At 58.4% G+C, this 15990-nt stretch carries 15 protein-coding genes; 5 read left to right on the top strand and 10 right to left on the bottom strand.

The window, feature by feature from the left end; genetic code table 11:
* Positions 1 to 65 precede the first annotated feature (65 nt).
* Positions 66 to 860 carry a 1-acyl-sn-glycerol-3-phosphate acyltransferase gene (locus tag AB6B39_RS14465; RefSeq protein WP_284372565.1) on the bottom strand — a complete coding sequence of 265 codons (795 nt, stop codon included), beginning with the start codon at positions 858 to 860 and terminating at the stop codon, positions 66 to 68.
* Between the two features lie 46 nt (positions 861 to 906).
* On the opposite strand from AB6B39_RS14465, the gene AB6B39_RS14460 reads away from it, so the two are divergent.
* Entirely contained in the window at positions 907 to 1419 is a 513-nt protein-coding gene (locus tag AB6B39_RS14460) for an arsenate reductase ArsC (RefSeq protein WP_371398642.1), read from the top strand.
* Positions 1420 to 1439: 20 nt separating this feature from the next.
* Here AB6B39_RS14460 and AB6B39_RS14455 read toward each other — a convergent pair whose 3' ends face one another.
* Positions 1440 to 2669 (bottom strand): mechanosensitive ion channel, encoded by a 1230-nt coding sequence (locus AB6B39_RS14455; protein ID WP_284372569.1) that lies wholly within the window; start codon positions 2667 to 2669, stop codon positions 1440 to 1442.
* 182 nt (positions 2670 to 2851) lie between these two features.
* Between AB6B39_RS14455 and AB6B39_RS14450 the strand changes: the two genes are divergently transcribed.
* Both AB6B39_RS14450 and zapE read left to right on the top strand, forming a co-directional pair.
* Entirely contained in the window at positions 2852 to 2983 is a 132-nt protein-coding gene (locus tag AB6B39_RS14450) for a hypothetical protein (protein WP_284372573.1), read from the top strand.
* Positions 2980 to 4128: a cell division protein ZapE gene (gene zapE, locus AB6B39_RS14445; RefSeq protein ID WP_284372574.1), complete on the top strand. Its 1149-nt coding sequence runs from the start codon at positions 2980 to 2982 to the stop codon at positions 4126 to 4128. The genes AB6B39_RS14450 and zapE overlap by 4 nt, the downstream gene beginning before the upstream one ends.
* 35 nt (positions 4129 to 4163) lie before the next feature.
* Here zapE and AB6B39_RS14440 read toward each other — a convergent pair whose 3' ends face one another.
* From AB6B39_RS14440 to gmd, 6 genes are all read right to left on the bottom strand, one after another.
* Positions 4164 to 4316, bottom strand: a complete 153-nt coding sequence (locus tag AB6B39_RS14440) for a hypothetical protein (RefSeq protein WP_284372575.1) — start codon at positions 4314 to 4316, stop codon at positions 4164 to 4166.
* 88 nt (positions 4317 to 4404) lie between these two features.
* Positions 4405 to 5376 carry a hypothetical protein gene (locus AB6B39_RS14435; protein WP_284372576.1) on the bottom strand — a complete coding sequence of 324 codons (972 nt, stop codon included), beginning with the start codon at positions 5374 to 5376 and terminating at the stop codon, positions 4405 to 4407.
* Positions 5376 to 7313, bottom strand: coding sequence for a sulfate adenylyltransferase subunit CysN (gene cysN / locus AB6B39_RS14430; protein WP_284372578.1), 1938 nt, complete (start codon positions 7311 to 7313; stop codon positions 5376 to 5378). The genes AB6B39_RS14435 and cysN overlap by 1 nt, the downstream gene beginning before the upstream one ends.
* Positions 7313 to 8206, bottom strand: coding sequence for a sulfate adenylyltransferase subunit CysD (gene cysD, locus AB6B39_RS14425; RefSeq protein WP_348520187.1), 894 nt, complete (start codon positions 8204 to 8206; stop codon positions 7313 to 7315). The genes cysN and cysD overlap by 1 nt, the downstream gene beginning before the upstream one ends.
* A 267-nt stretch (positions 8207 to 8473) precedes the next feature.
* Positions 8474 to 9454 carry a GDP-L-fucose synthase family protein gene (locus AB6B39_RS14420; RefSeq protein ID WP_284372580.1) on the bottom strand — a complete coding sequence of 327 codons (981 nt, stop codon included), beginning with the start codon at positions 9452 to 9454 and terminating at the stop codon, positions 8474 to 8476.
* On the bottom strand, positions 9447 to 10523 hold the full coding sequence (gene gmd, locus AB6B39_RS14415; protein WP_284372581.1) for a GDP-mannose 4,6-dehydratase: 1077 nt from the start codon (positions 10521 to 10523) through the stop codon (positions 9447 to 9449). Before gmd ends, AB6B39_RS14420 begins: the two co-directional genes overlap by 8 nt.
* Positions 10524 to 10614: 91 nt before the next feature.
* Here gmd and AB6B39_RS14410 point away from each other — a divergent pair, with 91 nt between their 5' ends.
* Positions 10615 to 11598 (top strand): hypothetical protein, encoded by a 984-nt coding sequence (locus AB6B39_RS14410; RefSeq protein ID WP_284372582.1) that lies wholly within the window; start codon positions 10615 to 10617, stop codon positions 11596 to 11598.
* A gap of 3 nt (positions 11599 to 11601) precedes the next feature.
* On the opposite strand, the gene scpA is transcribed toward AB6B39_RS14410, so the two are convergent.
* Positions 11602 to 13743, bottom strand: a complete 2142-nt coding sequence (gene scpA, locus AB6B39_RS14405) for a methylmalonyl-CoA mutase (RefSeq protein ID WP_284372583.1) — start codon at positions 13741 to 13743, stop codon at positions 11602 to 11604.
* Positions 13740 to 14966: a methylmalonyl-CoA mutase family protein gene (locus AB6B39_RS14400; protein WP_284372584.1), complete on the bottom strand. Its 1227-nt coding sequence runs from the start codon at positions 14964 to 14966 to the stop codon at positions 13740 to 13742. The genes scpA and AB6B39_RS14400 overlap by 4 nt, the downstream gene beginning before the upstream one ends.
* Before the next feature lie 219 nt (positions 14967 to 15185).
* Here AB6B39_RS14400 and AB6B39_RS14395 point away from each other — a divergent pair, with 219 nt between their 5' ends.
* Positions 15186 to 15983, top strand: coding sequence for a ferredoxin--NADP reductase (locus tag AB6B39_RS14395; RefSeq protein WP_284372585.1), 798 nt, complete (start codon positions 15186 to 15188; stop codon positions 15981 to 15983).
* The last annotated feature ends 7 nt before the right edge of the window (positions 15984 to 15990 follow it).

Raw genomic sequence — 15990 nt, 5'->3', positions numbered from 1 at the left:
AGCTTAGGGAATAAGGTTTAGAAGATGCTTAATGGTAGATCGGACGCCGATACGCCCATCCGGGTCTAAAGATTGAGAACGACCCGGCGGAGATAATCCGTCGCTGTTTCGGCATTGTCGGGGAGGACGTCCGGAGGAATGACGTCACCAAAGGTCAGACGGAACAGGCGATGCTTCTTATTCAACATCTCCCGGAACAGGGTGATATCCCGCAATTCCGCGTTCAGTCGCGATACGGCATAGTAGAAATTGGAATTACGGGCCTGAATGCGTAGTGGCACGACAGGAACCTTGTACTTTTTGGCGACCATGGCGGCAGAGCTTTCCCAGCTTTGGTCTATCAGGCCATGCCAGCTCATCCGGGCGAGCCTTCCGGACGGGAAGATGACAATGCATTTTCCAGCTTTGATCGCCTGCCGCATTTTCAGAAGCGTGTCGCGGGTCTTGGCCAGGCTGCGTTTTTCCTTCACCCATTCGACCGGAATGATGATGTCCTCGCCCTGGGGAATGACGCGCAAAGCATCGGCATTGGCTAGAAAGACATGATCGGGGCGGCGTTCCCTGATCGCCTGGAAAACGGCCAGTCCGTCCGCCAGCCCGGTCGGGTGGTTGGCGATGATGATGCAGCCACCCTTGCGCGGAATATTCTGAAGCCCCTCGACCGCGACGCGCGGAGAAATATGCCGGGCCACCATGCGGAACGCCGCATGGCCCCGCATCGGCTTGACGGCATTGGCGAGGAATACTGCGGCGTCATAGGCGAGCAGCCTGTAAAGGAGCGGTCTGATAGCCCGCCACAGCCGCGGACGCCCCACCAGTTTGGGTGCGCGCTCCCGGATCAGTTCCTCGACAATATGCACGGCTCGCGTCTTGACCGCCCGATGCCGCCTTGGCAAGCGCCGCGCCATGACGCCTGTGCCCTATACTGTGTTGTTTCTCTGTACGGGCAATTCGGCCAGAAGCATCCTGTCCGAAGCACTTCTGACCGATCTGGGCGGTTCCCGGTTCCGGGCTCTGAGTGCCGGGTCGCAGCCCTCCGCGACGACGCATCCGGATGGGTTGGCAGAACTGAGGGCTCACGGACACGCGACGCGCGGTTACAGTTCCAAGAGCTGGGATGTTTTTACCGAAGCGGATGCACCGCAAATCGATCTGGTCGTAACCGTTTGCGACAGTGCGGCAGCAGAAAGTTGCCCGGTCTATCACGGTGCTGCCTTACGGGTCCACTGGCCTGCGCCAGACCCGGCACATATTGCCGATGAGAATACACGCCGACAGGCTTTCGCCGATGTCTACGCATTGTGCCGATCCCGGATCGAAGCGTTGATCGCGCTATCGGATTCAGAGTTGCGGGACAGCCAGACGCTACAGATGCTTCAGGCGATCGGGCACGAAAAAGCCGCCCCGAAGGGCGGCTGATCAGGGCGTATTAGGCGCGATCAGACCTTAGGCGGGGTCTTGCGGCGCGGAGTCGGTTTCGCAGCGGTTTTCTTGACCGGTGTGTTGCCCATTTCCTTGGGCGGGAACATTCTCTGCAGAACTTCACCGGCCCACTCGCGACCGCCAATACCGAAGGCCAAGGCACCGGCAACGGCTGCGCCGATCACAAGAGCGCCGAAGGCAGTCGGGATGATGTCGCCGGCAGGATCCAGAGAGGACAGGCCGAGGAAAACGAAGATCAGCACGGCGACATAGCGGAACAGTTCCGCGATGCGTGGGCTGATGACGCCGGCCATGATCCGGGCGATGAAATTCGCCAGGAAGACGCCGATCATGATCAGCACGGCCGCGCGCAGCAGCTGTCCGCCGAATGCGACGATGTCGTTGAAGGTCGCCGACAGGAACTCGTTTCCGAGAATGTCGAGCGCTGCCGTCAGGCCCAGGACGGTTATGATCAGAAAGGCCAGCGTGCCTGCCACGGAGGAAGGCTGAACGCGCAGTCCTTCGCCGTCATCGATCGACATCAACGTATTGACGCTATTGTCGAAGCCAAGGGTTGGCAGGAAACCTTTCAGGAAGTTGGACACAAAACGCCCGATAAAGATTGCCAGTCCAAGAACGAGAACAGCGCCGAAGATCGATGGGATGATATCGAGGAAGTCCTGCAGCATATTGCTCAGCGGTCCCGACACGCCGTCAATGTTCAGAATGCCCAATGCGCCGATCGCGACGGGTACAATGACCAGAATGAAGACCAGCGTGCCAATGGCGTTGGCCAGCGACCCGGTTGAACCCGTTGCCGATGCGACACCGAACCGGTTCATCAGATTGTCGATCTGCATGGCCCGCAGGGTCGTTGTGGTCGCGTTCTGAGCGATTTTGGCGATGAAATAGCCGATCCCGAAGAGAAGCGCCGCGCCGATTAGGTTCGGCAGGAACGCCGCAATGTTCCGGAACAGATCATCGATCGGTTGCGAATATTCGCCCAGATTGAGGAAACCGAGGAAAGGCGGTACAAAGAAGAGCAGGGTCAGCCAGAAACCGGCACGGCCCAGCGCGCTACCGAGATTGCCGCCTGTTGTCTTGGCCTTCGCTCCGAAGCGCGTCTTGTTGACGATCGTCGTGATAACGGAACGGATGATGAAAGCGATGATGAGCGCGGCAATGGCCGTGAGGATGGCGGCCAGCCATCCCGGCATCGTCGCCATGAAGTCGTTGATCTGGTCCATCGAAAGGGTCCCTCCAAATTTGATCGTGATACAGCGTATCGCGAAAGCAGGGCGTGAGTCGCCCGACATGCCATCTTACATTAACAGAAATTAAACGTAGCATGAACGGCGGAGTTCCCGCTTCTGGATGCTGTGGACGAGAAAATGTTGACGATGGGGCTGGCACGGGGAAAAGCGGAACTGTGACATCCCCTGAAAATCCCAACGAATCGATCGACACGCTGCCGCCAATCAGGCGGCCAATCTTGTTCTATGCGACCGTCACGATTGCCTTTTCGCTGCTGGGTTTGTCCGTGCTGGTTCTTCTAGCATGAGTGCATGGGCGGAGAGCGTCGGTGATTGGCTGGCAACCAAGGTGGAGGCAGGGGACCTGACGCCGGATCCCGTGCAGGAGCGTGCCGCAGCGACCCTCGACACGATGCTGCATCGACTTCGCGACTATGATCCGGGCTCCGGCTTTCTCGGTCTGTTCGGGCGGGACGACATCCCGAAAGGCCTCTATCTGTGGGGCGGCGTCGGTCGGGGTAAATCCATGCTGATGGATGTCTTCTTCCGCCTTGCGCCCGTAAGGTCGAAGCAGCGTGTTCATTTTCACGCCTTCATGATCGACGTGCATGCGCGCATCCATGCCTGGCGACAGCTGGACCGAAGCGGACGCCGCGCCAGCCCGCACCATAAGCGTGGCGACGGCGATGATCCGATCCCGCCGGTCGCGCGGTCCATCGCAGCCGAGGCGCAACTGCTTTGTTTCGACGAATTTCACGTGACGGACATTACCGACGCCATGATCCTCGCCCGCCTGTTCGAGGCACTCTGGGAGGAAGGGGTGATTGTGGTCGCGACGTCGAACCGGGCTCCGGAAGATCTTTACCGAAATGGTTTGAACCGCGCTTTATTCGAGCCGTTCATCGCCATGATGCCGGATCATCTGGAAATTTTCGATTTTGACGGCGAGATGGATCATCGCCTGCGCCAGCTGACAGCTGCGCCGGTTTATTATGCTCCGTTGGGCCCGGACACGGACCTCGCCATGAATGCCGCTTGGTCACGGATTACAGGCGGTGCCAAAATGCGCGCGACAACGCTGATGATTAGCGGACGCGAACTGACGCTGGAGCAGACCGGTTCGGGTGCCGTGCGGGCGGACTTTGACCGGCTGTGCAATCGTGCGCTCGGGGCCGCAGACTATCTGGCGATTGCGGCAACCTTCCATACGCTGATGTTGGATAACGTGCCGCAAATGGAACGGGATATGCGCAATCAGGCGAAACGGTTCGTGGCGCTCATCGACGCACTTTACGAAACCCGGACCAAACTTGTCATGAGCGCCGAAGCGGAGCCGGCCGCGCTTTATCCGGACGGAGACGGCGCTTTCGAATTCGAACGCACTGTGTCACGTCTGATGGAAATGCGGTCGGAAACCTATTTGGCAAAGGCGCGAAAGCTACAGTCGGACTAGGCATCCGTCAGAGATTGCGACGTCCTTGGCGATCGCTAATCCCAGTAAGCGGCTTTCTTTTTGGATCGCCGGGCCTTGCCCCAATCCTTGCCTTTCGGGCGTTTGGTTTTGGGAGCTTGTAAGTCGTCCATACCTATTTCGACGATCGGATCGTCGAACATCTGGTTCTTGCGGCGGCGCTTTGACATTTCAGTCTCCATCAAAGCTGGTGGGCCAGACCAGTAATTTAACCTGTTTTCGGTTGCGCGCCTATGCAAATTTTCGTGACTGCGACGCTTACGCAAACGTCGCCCGGAACTGATCGATAAATGCGGGTAGATCGGCGTCGGGCAGGCTATCGATGCCGGCGGCTGCGGCGCGCCCCCCGCCGCCGAATTGGTTTGCCAAAGTCGCCGCCGATCCGCTGTCTCGCCTGCGCGGGGCCCGGATCGAGACGCGATAGGCCGGCGGATCGTCCGCGATTTCCGTCAGTATGGCGAAGGCCTGTCCGGGATCCTCTGCGACGAGTGCGTTGCCGAACAGGCCGCTGATCCGATTGGATGCAGGCCCAGCCGGCAGGGACAGAACGTGTCCAGCCTCGGAAATATCCAGTTCGCGCGCTTTTTGCGCTACATCCCAATCGGACGCATATCCCGACTGCAACGTGGCGAATGCCGGATGGTCATCATCCAGAAAGGCCACGGGGCCCGGATAAGTCAACAAGATGCGATACAGCTCGGCCGGGTCAAAATGCAGATCGGACAGACTCAGCCCGTAAGCATTATAATTCACCAGTTCGCCCAACTCGCGCAATCGCCCCAAAGGTAGGTTCATTCCGTGCCGCTCTGCGATGGCTTGAGCCAGTGACTGGAAATTGTCGCCATAGGCACCGCAGACCGCCCAAGCCGCCTTCGCACCGTCGAGATGACGGTCGATCAGGTTGGCTGTGCAGGTTTCCCTGGACATGTCGGTGAGGGCGAACAGGGCTGGATCATCCGGGATATCGCCAGTCTGGTGATGGTCAGCATAAAAGATGTCTGCGCCTGCCGTGAGCGCCTTGTGAAGGCCGTCCATATTCTTGGCCATGCTGATGTCGAGCGCGGTGATGCGGTCTCCCACCTGCACCCGGTCGGCGATACGCGGGAACAGTCTGATGTCGCGTTTAACACCCGTCACCAGCAAGGCCTCGAGCCGTGGCTCGACCTGCCTGAGCTGCACCAGGGAAAAGATGCCATCCGCATCGCCATTGAACAGGTCGTAATCGGCCATCAGATGCCTCCGCCGTCGCGCATCTGTCCAGATGGATCGTCCAGTCGTCCGCGTGAGCGGAGAAGATCCAGAACGGCGTCCGCCGCTTCCTCTGGCGAAAGTGCTGTCGTGTCGATCCGCAAATCAGGCTGCTCCGGTGGTTGATATTCGGAATCGATCCCGGTGAAGTTCTTGATCTCGCCAGCGCGGGCGCGTTTGTAGAGGCCTTTGACGTCACGCTTCTCGGCGATTTCCAGCGGCGTATCGACGAAGATTTCGAAAAACTCGTCCTCGCCCAACATGTCGCGCACCATGTCCCGTTCCGCGCGGTAGGGGCTGATAAAGCTGCACATCACGATCAACCCGGCATTGCCCATCAGCTTGGCGACTTCGCCGATGCGACGGATATTCTCGATCCGGTCTTCCTTGGTAAAGCCGAGATCGCGGTTCAGGCCATGACGAACATTGTCGCCGTCCAGCGTATAGGTATGGTGCCCCCGTTCGAAGAGTGCTTCATCGACCAGATTGGCGATGGTCGACTTGCCGGAGCCCGACAGGCCCGTGAACCAGAGAATGGCGGGTTGCTGGCCTTTCTGGGCCGCCCGCGCAGTCCGGTTTACGACCAGATCCTGGCGCACGATGTTCTTGGCGCGTCGCAGGGCGAAATCGATCATACCGGCGCCGACAGTATGATTAGTCAGACGGTCGACGACGATAAAAGCGCCGGTCTTGCGGTTATTGCCATAGGCATCGAAGGGGATCGAGCGCGACAGAGACAGGGTGATGACGCCGATTTCGTTGAGCTCCAGCGTCTTGGCCGCGGCTTCGGAAAAATCGTCCACGTCGATGCGATATTTCAGAGCAGTGACCGAGCCGGAGACCGTCATATTGGCCGTGCGAATAATATATTGCCGTCCCGGAAACAGTTTGGCCTCGTCCATCCAGATCAGATGCGCCTGGAACTGATCCGCGACATCCGCCGGATGGTCCGTACTGCAGAGCATATCGCCGCGCGAAATATCGATTTCGTCTTCGAGCGTCAGTGTCACCGCCTGATCCTGCCGCGCATGCTCCAGATGATCCTTGTAGAGGATGATATCCTTGACCCGCGACCGTTTGCCGGACGGCAGAGCGATAATTTCTTGTCCCTTGGAGACTGTGCCGGACGCGATCGTGCCGGAAAATCCGCGAAAGTCGAGATTGGGCCGGTTGACCCATTGCACGGGCAGACGAAAGGGCGCTTCCAGCGATTGCCGGTCGACATCGACGGTTTCCAAGAAGTCGAGCAATGTCGGTCCCTTATACCAATCGGCTCTGTCCGATGGCGTCGTCACATTATCGCCGTCCAATGCGCTAACCGGGATCGTCATAATGTCCGCGAAATGCAGATCGCTTGCGAACTGACGGAAGGAGACATCAATATCGTTGAAGCTCTGCTGATCGAAATCGACCAGATCCATCTTGTTTACAGCAACCACGACCTGAGGGATGCCCAGCAGGCTGGCGATGAAGGCATGACGGCGCGTCTGCTCGACCACACCGTACCGGGCGTCGATCAGCAGAACCGCGACATCTGCCGTCGACGCGCCAGTCGCCATGTTGCGCGTATACTGCACATGACCGGGTGTATCGGCGATGATGAATTTGCGGCTGTCGGTCGAAAAGAAGCGGTAGGCGACATCAATAGTGATGCCTTGCTCGCGCTCTGCCGCCAGCCCGTCCACCAGCAAGGCGAGATCAGGTTTCTCGCCCGTAGTTCCGGACGTTCTGGAATCTTTCTCGATCGCGGCCATCTGATCTTCGTAAATCAGCTTGGAATCATAGAGCAGCCGCCCGATCAGGGTCGACTTGCCGTCGTCGACCGATCCGCAGGTGAAGACGCGCAGAAAACTCTTGCGCTCCTGAGCGGACAGATAGGCCGAAATATCTTCGGCAATGAGGGGGTCATGGTGGGCCATCAGAAATACCCCTCCTCTTTCTTCTGCTCCATCGATGCGCCCGAATCCGAGTCGATGACCCGGCCCTGGCGCTCGGACGTGGTCGCCAGTAGCGTTTCCTGAATGACCTGTTCGAGTGTTACGGCTTCGCTCTCGACCGCGCCGGTCAGCGGGTAGCACCCTAATGTGCGAAATCGTACGGATCGCATCTCGGGCGTTTCTCCCGGTTCCAGCGGCATACGGTCATCATCGCGCATGAACCATATGCCATCGCGCTGCACGACGGGTCGCTCGGCGGACAGATAGAGATCCGGGATCTGGATGTTCTCGCGGTGAATATATTGCCAGATGTCGAGTTCGGTCCAGTTGGAGATCGGAAACACCCGCATGCTTTCGCCCGGCTTCACGCGCGCATTGTAAATGTCCCACAATTCAGGGCGCTGGTTCTTCGCATCCCAGCGATGATGAGCATTGCGGAAGGAGAAGATGCGCTCCTTGGCCCGGCTTTTTTCCTCATCGCGTCGCGCCCCGCCAAAAGCGGCATCAAACTGACCGGCGTCGAGGGCCTGTTTCAGACCGATCGTTTTGGTGATGTGCGTATGTTCAGCCGATCCGTTTCTGAACGGGCCGACATCGTCGCGAACGGCGTCGGGATTGACATGGACAATAAGGTCCATGCCGACTTCACGGGCGCGCCGATCACGGAACTCGTACATCTCCTTGAACTTCCAGCGCGTGTCCACATGCAGAAGGGGAAAAGGTGGAGGCGACGGATAGAACGCCTTCACGGCCAGTTCCAGCATGACGGAACTATCCTTTCCGACGGAATAGAGCATAACCGGGTTATCGCACTGCGCCACGACTTCGCGGATAATGTGAATGCTCTCGGCTTCCAGTCGGTCAAGATGGGTCATGTCAAGCCCCAACGGTCCCGCCAGTTCGCGCTCAAGCTCTGCCAACCGCATCTGCGCCCGGTCCAATGTGCGCGGCGTCAGCTGTCCACCGTCGCGCAAACGCGCAACCGTTTTCCCGTCATTGAACAGCTTGCGCGAGACGGTTGAGATGGACTGACCAGAGCGAACGGAAAAGTCGTCGAGCGCAGTAAGAAGTGTATGTGTATCCATGTGGGATAAATCCCACGATTAGATTGGTGCGTCAATCACCGATCTGTCGAGACCGCATCACGGATTTGCGATTGTCCCGCCATGCTCTTCACGGAATGTTTCGACAGTTCTTGATAGCCCCGCCTCAAGGGAAATGGACGGTGCCCAGCCCAGCGCGTTGAGTTTTGATCCATCCATCAGCTTACGGGGCGTACCGTCCGGCTTCGAGCGGTCATGGGTGATGACGCCCTCGAAACCGACTGCTGCCATCACCGCGCGTGTCAGTTCCAGAATCGTTACGTCGGAGCCAGAACCGATATTGATTGGGGCCGCATTGGAGTAATGTGTCAGCACGTGAATGGCCGCGTCGGCAAGGTCGTCCACATGCATGAATTCGCGTCGTGCGGACCCCGTGCCCCAGATTTCCATTGTTTCGGCACCGTTGAGACGGGCCGCTTCGGCCTTGCGTATCAGGGCCGGAATGACGTGCGAGGTGGTCAGGTCATAATTATCGCCCGGGCCATAGAGATTGGTCGGCATGGCGGAAATGAAATCACAACCATGCTGCGCCCGATAGGCCTGACACAATTTCACGCCTGCGATCTTTGCAATCGCGTACCACTCATTGGTCGGTTCCAGCGGACCGGTCATCAGAGAGTCTTCGCGGATCGGCTGTTCGGCGAATTTGGGATAGATGCATGACGAACCAAGAAAGAGAAGCTTCTTCACACCGGCACGGTAGGCCGCATGGATTGCGTGGCTGGCAATCATCAGATTTTCATACAGAAAATCCGCCGGGGCATCCCGGTTGGCGACAATCCCGCCGACTTTGGCAGCCGCGATAATAGCGACATCGGGCGACTGCCCAGCAACCCAGTCTTGGACCGCGTGCTGATCGGTTAGGTCGAGCGTTTCTCGGCCGGCCGTCAGCACATCGGCGACGTCTTCGCGTTCAAGCCGCCGGAGCAGGGCCGATCCGACCATGCCGCGATGCCCTGAAACCCAGATACGCTGTCCGCTCAGATCGAAAAGAGGCTCAGGCGTGGCTGGGTCAGGCATGGCCGAATTCCGTATCGCCTGCCGCCACCGCGCGAGCCGCCAGCTTCAGGTCTGAATCCACCATGTCTTCGACCAGTGTCTGAAAGCTGGTTGTGGCTTCCCATCCCAAAACCCGCTTCGCTTTCGCTGGGTTCGACAGAAGTATATCGACTTCGGCGGGACGGAAATAGCGCGGATCGATCTGAACGCGGATTTCGCCCGTTTGCGCGTCGCGTCCGATTTCCTCGACGCCTTTGCCCGACCAGGTCAGGGGCATGCCGACCCGGTTGAATGCCAGTTCCACGACTTCACGCACAGAATGCATTTCGCCAGTACCGAGTACGAAGTCGTCGGGCGTTTCCTGTTGCACGATGCGCCACATGCCATCGACGAAATCCCGCGCATCGCCCCAGTCGCGCTGCGCCTCCAGATTGCCAAGATAGAGCGTCTCCTGCAATCCGTGCCGGATCGCAGCGGCTGCGCGTGTGATCTTCCGGGTCACGAATGTTTCGCCCCGCCGCGGGCTTTCATGATTGAACAGGATGCCGTTGGACGCATGAATGCCGTAACTCTCGCGGTAATTCACCGTGATCCAGTAAGCATACATCTTGGCGACCCCGTAAGGGCTACGCGGATGGAAGGGCGTGGCTTCGTCTTGCGGGACGGCTTGCGCCTGGCCGTACAATTCGGATGTCGACGCCTGATAGAAGCGGGTCTTGTCTTCCAATTTCAGAATGCGGATGGCTTCGAGCAATCGGAGCGTTCCGATGGCGTCCGCATTGGCCGTGTATTCCGGCGTTTCGAAACTGACCATGACATGGGATTGAGCGCCCAGATTGTAAATCTCGTCGGGTTGCGTGTCCTGAACGATCCGGATCAGGTTGGTCGAGTCGGTCAGGTCGCCATAATGAAGGAAAAAACGCGAATCCCTTTCATGCGGGTCGACATAAAGCTGGTCGATCCGTTGCGTGTTGAACGAAGAACTGCGGCGTTTAACACCATGAACCGTATAGCCTTTAGCCAATAGAAATTCTGCTAGATAGGCCCCGTCCTGTCCGGTGATGCCTGTAATCAATGCTGTCTTGCTCATTGGAAAACATATCCTTGGGTCAGGCTTGAAACGCGTTCTGGGCCGGCGGCACAGCCTATACATCTCCGGTCGGCCCGTGCAACAAGGGCGCATGAGCACAGACGACGATACGCTGTCCCATTTGCCGGCCTATGCCGATCATCCCATCTCCGAGCAGATGAAGGCGCTGGTCAGCAACATTGTCAAATTGCTGAATAAGAACGGCCCGACGGTCGGGGCCACCCTGTCCGAATGGTTCCCCGATGTTCCACCGATCGAGCTGTGGCGAGCCTGTTATGTGTCGCACAAGATCCGCATTCGGAATTGCGCGCGTTACTATCTGCGCTACGATATCAAGCGTGACAATGCGCTACGGCTGTCGCCATCGATCTTGCGCGATTTTCTGACATTCAGTCTCATCTATTTGCCCGAACAGGCAATCCCTGCGGTCGAAGCCGGGACATTGTTGGCCAACAAGTTTCGCAGCATTTCGCTACGGAAGCTCTCGCGTGCCAGACAGGCTTTGCTGGAACTGGCCCCAGACCTTCAGGCGGAGCTGAACGCGCATTGCGTCGTCTTCCTGTCCGGCGACATCGCCTATTTTCTGGCGCATGATACGCTTCGCCGTCATGCAACGCTGGAAGTGCCGGTTAACGGCTCCGATATCGATATCGTCATCGTCGCAAATAATCAGGCCGATCCAGCCAAGATCGCCGCGATCGAAGCGCAGATGCTGAAGATAAAACGGCTCTATCTGCTGATGCCGCAGGTCCGTGAGGAGCTGGATTTCATCGTCAAGCCGGTCGAAAGGATGCTGGAGCAGCTATCCTACCGGGACATCCACGAAAAGATTGCGTCGAAAATCCTTTATGAAAGCTATTTTCTGATGGGGCGTGTCGATATTTATGAAGCCCTGATGAAAGGGCTTGAGGTGAGCGGCACGCGCGACAAGATCGAAGCGGATTTCGAAACGGCCTTGATCGAGCGTCAGCAGACGATCCGCAAGATTCTATCCTTGCCGGCCACGGATAGCGTCAAGGATAGTGAGGTCGCGTCGCTCTTCTTCGCTTCGCAGGAGCGGTTGGAATTTCAGTAGCGCTCACGCCCCTTGGCTGAGCCGCATGTTGACCACATCGAGAACCTCCAGCACGGCGTCCGGAATGTTCGTGCCGGGGGGAAAGACGGCTTTGGCGCCCATTGCCTTCAACCTATCGACATCTTCGGGCGGAATGACGCCGCCGACAATGATCAGAATATCGGAGCGCCCCTGATCCGCGAGCGCATCGCGCAGGCCAGGCACGAGCGTCAGATGACCCGCCGCCAGTGACGAGGCGGCAATGATGTCCACACACTGGTCAACGCCGAGCGCAGCTGCTTCCTCCGGCGTCTGAAAAAGCGGGCCGATGACGACATCGAACCCAAGGTCGGAGAAAGCTGTCGCAACGACTTTCTGACCGCGGTCATGGCCGTCCTGTCCCATTTTGGCGATCAGGATGCGGGGCTTGCGCCCTTCCAGTTCGGCAAAGGCGCTGACGCGGGACTGCGCCTCCCGGTAGGACGGGTTGCGATCATCAAAGGCGGAGGAATAGACGCCCGACACGCCCGCAGGCTTGGCTTCATAGCGGCCATAGACCTTTTCCAGCGCGTCACTGATCTCGCCGACGGTGGCTTTCTTGCGGGCGGCGTCCACAGCCAGTTCAAGCAGGTTGCCTTCGCCGATATCCGCACTTTTCGTCAGCGCGTCGAGCGCATCGGCGACGGCTCCCGGATCGCGGTCTGCCTTAAGTTGACGCAGACGGGCAATCTGACCTTTTCGTACAGCCGCATTGTCCACCGTCAGGATCGGGATATCGCGGTCCTGGTCCGCGACGTAACGGTTGACCCCAACCACTGTCTGCGCGCCGCTGTCGATTCGGGCCTGGATACGGGCCGCCGATTCTTCGATCCGCAATTTTGGAATGCCGGCTTCGATCGCTTTTGCCATGCCGCCCAGAGCTTCCACTTCGCGGATATGGGCAAGCGCCTTGTCGGCGAGTTGTTGGGTCAGCGCCTCGACATAATAGCTCCCGCCCCATGGATCAATGGTCTGGGTATGGCCGCCTTCGGTTTGCAGAAAGATCTGCGTATTGCGGGCTATCCGGGCGGAGAAGTCCGTTGGAAGAGCCAGCGCTTCATCCAGTGAATTGGTGTGCAGGCTCTGCGTGTGGCCATCCACGGCGGCCATGGCTTCGATATGTGTGCGCCCGACATTGTTGAACACATCCTGCGCAGTCAGGGACCAGCCAGATGTCTGGCAGTGCGTACGCAACATGGTCGATTTCGGATTATCCGGACCAAACGGTTTGATCAATTGCGCCCAGAGCAGTCGCGCGGCCCGCATCTTCGCCACTTCCATGAAATAATTCATGCCAATGGCCCAGAAGAAGGACAGGCGCGGCGCGAAGCGGTCAACGTCCATTCCGGCCGCCAGACCTGTGCGAACATATTCAAGCCCGTCAGCCAGCGTGTAGCCCAGTTCAATATCGGCCGAGGCTCCCGCTTCCTGCATGTGATAACCGGAAATCGATATGGAGTTGAACTTCGGCATGTGCGCCGAGGTGTGCGCGAAGATATCACCGATAATCCGCATGCTCGGCGTGGGCGGGTAGATATAGGTATTGCGCACCATGAACTCTTTCAGAATGTCGTTCTGAATGGTCCCGGAGAGTTGCGCCTGATCCACGCCTTGTTCCTCTGCGGCTGCAATATAGAGCGCCAGAACCGGTAGAACGGCTCCGTTCATGGTCATTGAGACGCTCATCTTCCCGAGGGGAATCTGGTCGAACAGTACGCGCATATCGTAGATGGAATCGATCGCAACGCCCGCCATGCCGACATCGCCAGCAACACGCGGATGGTCCGAATCGTACCCCCGATGTGTGGCCAGATCGAAGGCGACGGACAGGCCTTTCTGGCCCGCAGCCAGATTGCGACGATAAAAGGCATTGGAATCTTCTGCCGTCGAAAAGCCCGCATATTGCCGGATCGTCCAAGGCCTTTGCACGAACATGGTCGGGTAGGGACCGCGCAGATAGGGTTCGAGACCGGGATAGGTGTTGAGATGATCTAGAGACCGGACGTCATCGGGACCGTAAGCGGCGGCAACATCGATTCCTTCCGGGGATTTCCATGCCGGACCGGACTGGCGCGTTGCCTCTGCCGTGATGGGCAGGGGCATGTCTGTGAAATCGGGAAGGCTCATGTCCGGACCTCCGGTGCAGGCACATCGTCGCTTGGATGGAGAGTTACGCCGAGAACAGGGACGTCAGCATCGGCACGCATCTGTATGGCCGCGTCGCAATCCGCCTTGAAATCTCCGCTGCTGGCATAGGCCTGGATCCCGCCTTGCGCTTCGATAGATTGGAATTTCTGCCAGGCCGATTGTGCGAGATCCTCTGTCAGTCGTTCATGGAAATAGCTGCCATAGGCCACGTCCCGGACGTGACCCAGATGGCTTTCTTCCATCATCAGCAATTGCTGGTTGCGGGCGACACGGTAGCCAAAGGGTGTGGCGTCGCCGATCCGTCGCTCATGTGGCGTGTCCGTGAACGGGCGCACAGTGATATAGTCCGCCCCGCCCGTGACGGCACCAAATCCGGCACTCATGGTGCGAAGCATGTTGGTCCAAGCGTCCTGCGCCTGCATCATGCGCAGACTGGTGATGGCATGCACCGGCAAGGTGGGTTTTTCGACGCCGAAAGCGTCGGCGATGGCGGCAAAGATATGCCGCGCGGCACGCAGTTTGATGATGTTCAGATGGGCGTCCGGGCCGACAGCCAGGAGTACGCTTATTTGTTGATGCAGAGCGGGCCCATGACGCCGAAACGCTTCGGCGGTCGTCGCGGCAAATCCGGCCAGCTCCAGAGCGTCCGTTCCGCCTGCTTCATGAATGGCCGCCGCATTAGCCGTAAAGGGCCGCCATGGGTCAGGGCAATCCGGCTTTTCCCGCAGCGGATCGAGGCCAAGGCTGACATGTGCGTCTGTCAGGTCCGGCAGGTTCAGTGCGTGTTCAGCGGCCTGGCAGTCGGGTGCGAACACCACCGGCACCAGATCCAGATAGACGCCTTCGAGCAGGCGTTTCAGATCGGCGCGGCGCGTCACGCCCTTGCTATCGATCCGCACAGCGCTTGCCCCGCCTTTCAGGTCAGCGAGCAGCTGTGCATTGGCAAACCCAAGATCGGGATCGGTTACGGGGGCGCAGATATGCCACGGACGCCCTTCAAGGTGAGGGGTATCAGTGCGTGATCGCGCTGTGTGCCCATCCGGGCGCCCGTCCCGGTCAAAAAGGGGGCCGCGCGTCAGCCCGTCCTCGGTCCGGCTGATCAGCGTGTCGAAATCAGCCCCGCGCAGCCCTTTTTCAGCCAAGCTGTGCCAGTCGTCACGGGTTCGGTCAGGAAAGTCGTCATGCAGTCGGAAGTCAGTCATCAAGCTCTCCATAAAGGAGGATCGGGCAGGCGTCTTGCGATAGGTCGATAAAAGTCGGGTATCAACTCTGTCGAAAACGTGATTGCCGCATAAACATTCTGTTCTATATAAAGAACAATTGTTCGTTATATCATCTATTGTCAGTCTGACCCGTCTTCGTTAGAGGCTCCGCGCCGCGAATGAAGCGCAAGCCGGATTCGTACTCTAGGAAAGTCTGTCATGTCCAATGCGCCCACGGAAGAAACCGTGCTCGAAGTCGAGCATTTTACGGATCGACTGTTCGCTTTCTCCATAACGCGTCCGTCCTCATTCCGTTTCCGCACGGGCGAGTTCATCATGATCGGCTTACCCAAGACCGAAGATCAGAAACGTCCGATCATGCGGGCCTATTCCGTCGCCAGCCCGGCTTGGGACGACAAGCTGGAATTCTATTCCATTAAAGTCCCGGATGGCCCGCTGACGTCGCGCCTGCAGATGATTGTGCCAGGCGATACGGTTCTGCTGGGCCGCAAGCCTGTAGGAACCCTCGTCCTCGATGCGCTGCTTCCCGGAAAGCGGCTCTGGATGTTTTCAACCGGGACGGGCTTTGCGCCGTTTGCGTCACTGATCCGTGATCCCGAGACCTACGATCGTTATGATGAGGTTATTGTGACCCATACATGTCGCGAAGCTGCGGAACTGCAATATTCGCAACGCCTGGTCGCGAACCTGATCAATGATCCACTGGTCGGTGAAATGGTTGTCCGTGATGACGGGACGCCCAAATTGAAACTGATCACATCGCTGACTCGCGAAGATCATCCGCTGACCGGACGGATCACGACGCTGATCGAGACGGGCAAACTCTTTGAAGTGGCTGGCACATCGCCGCTCGATCCGGAGACGGACCGGGTGATGATCTGCGGGTCGAAAGAGATGATCGACGATACAGCGGCGCTCGTCGACGGATTCGGGCTCAGTGAAGGCTCCAACTCCGAGCCGGCGCAATATGTCATCGAAAAGGCGTTTGTCGGCTAGCGGTTAT

Origin of the sequence: Algimonas porphyrae (assembly GCF_041429795.1) — a bacterium.
Classification (GTDB): Bacteria; Pseudomonadota; Alphaproteobacteria; order Caulobacterales; family Maricaulaceae; genus Litorimonas; species Litorimonas porphyrae.
Note: the sequence above shows the minus strand (reverse complement) of the source record. Positions and strands in the feature narration are given on the sequence as shown.

What these genes read in the sequence shown, in the direction of transcription:
- AB6B39_RS14460 (WP_371398642.1), top strand. Translation starts at nt 907, where the DNA reads ATGACGCCTGTGCCCTATACTGTGTTGTTTCTCTGTACGGGCAATTCG.
- AB6B39_RS14455 (WP_284372569.1), bottom strand. Translation starts at nt 2,669, where the DNA reads ATGGACCAGATCAACGACTTCATGGCGACGATGCCGGGATGGCTGGCC.
- zapE (WP_284372574.1), top strand. Translation starts at nt 2,980, where the DNA reads ATGAGTGCATGGGCGGAGAGCGTCGGTGATTGGCTGGCAACCAAGGTG.
- AB6B39_RS14440 (WP_284372575.1), bottom strand. Translation starts at nt 4,316, where the DNA reads ATGTCAAAGCGCCGCCGCAAGAACCAGATGTTCGACGATCCGATCGTC.
- AB6B39_RS14435 (WP_284372576.1), bottom strand. Translation starts at nt 5,376, where the DNA reads ATGGCCGATTACGACCTGTTCAATGGCGATGCGGATGGCATCTTTTCC.
- cysN (WP_284372578.1), bottom strand. Translation starts at nt 7,313, where the DNA reads ATGGCCCACCATGACCCCCTCATTGCCGAAGATATTTCGGCCTATCTG.
- cysD (WP_348520187.1), bottom strand. Translation starts at nt 8,206, where the DNA reads ATGACCCATCTTGACCGACTGGAAGCCGAGAGCATTCACATTATCCGC.
- AB6B39_RS14420 (WP_284372580.1), bottom strand. Translation starts at nt 9,454, where the DNA reads ATGCCTGACCCAGCCACGCCTGAGCCTCTTTTCGATCTGAGCGGACAG.
- gmd (WP_284372581.1), bottom strand. Translation starts at nt 10,523, where the DNA reads ATGAGCAAGACAGCATTGATTACAGGCATCACCGGACAGGACGGGGCC.
- AB6B39_RS14410 (WP_284372582.1), top strand. Translation starts at nt 10,615, where the DNA reads ATGAGCACAGACGACGATACGCTGTCCCATTTGCCGGCCTATGCCGAT.
- scpA (WP_284372583.1), bottom strand. Translation starts at nt 13,743, where the DNA reads ATGAGCCTTCCCGATTTCACAGACATGCCCCTGCCCATCACGGCAGAG.
- AB6B39_RS14400 (WP_284372584.1), bottom strand. Translation starts at nt 14,966, where the DNA reads ATGACTGACTTCCGACTGCATGACGACTTTCCTGACCGAACCCGTGAC.
- AB6B39_RS14395 (WP_284372585.1), top strand. Translation starts at nt 15,186, where the DNA reads ATGTCCAATGCGCCCACGGAAGAAACCGTGCTCGAAGTCGAGCATTTT.